Consider the following 595-nt stretch of genomic DNA (forward strand, 5'->3'; position numbering starts at 1 on the left):
CGCTCGGCCTGCAGCCGCAGGACATCACAATCGCCGAGGCGCTGAAGCCGCTCGGCTACGCCACCGGCCAGTTTGGCAAGAACCATCTCGGCGACCGCAACGAGTTCCTGCCGACGGTGCATGGCTTCGATGAGTTCTTCGGCAACCTCTATCATCTCAATGCCGAGGAGGAGCCGGAGAACCCCGACTACCCGAAGGACCCGGCCTTTAGAGCAAAGTTCGGACCGCGCGGCGTTCTGAAGTGTAAGGCCTCGGACACTGACGATCCGACCGAGGACCCACGCTTCGGGAAGATCGGCAAGCAGACTATCGAGGACACCGGACCGCTGACCAAGAAGCGCATGGAGACGATCGACGACGAAACAAGCGCGGCGGCAATCGACTTCATCCAGCGTCAGAAGCAAGCGGGTAAGCCGTTCTTCTGCTGGTTCAACTCAACCCGCATGCATTTCATCACTCACGTGCGGGCGTCAATGCGAGGCCAGAGCGGCATGCCGGACAATGAATATGCCGACGGCATGATCGAGCATGATGGCGACGTTGGCAAGCTGCTCAAGGCGCTCGACGATCTCGGTATCGCGAACGACACCATCCT

General features: G+C 60.3%; 1 protein-coding gene. It reads left to right on the plus strand.

Going from position 1 to position 595, the window contains the following annotated elements; translation table 11 throughout:
* Positions 1-595 (plus strand): sulfatase-like hydrolase/transferase (locus tag ACXJ7R_RS35835; RefSeq protein ID WP_457155902.1); only part of this gene is annotated, 595 nt, incomplete at both ends.

The sequence above is a fragment of the Mesorhizobium sp. P5_C1 genome, from assembly GCF_054049815.1.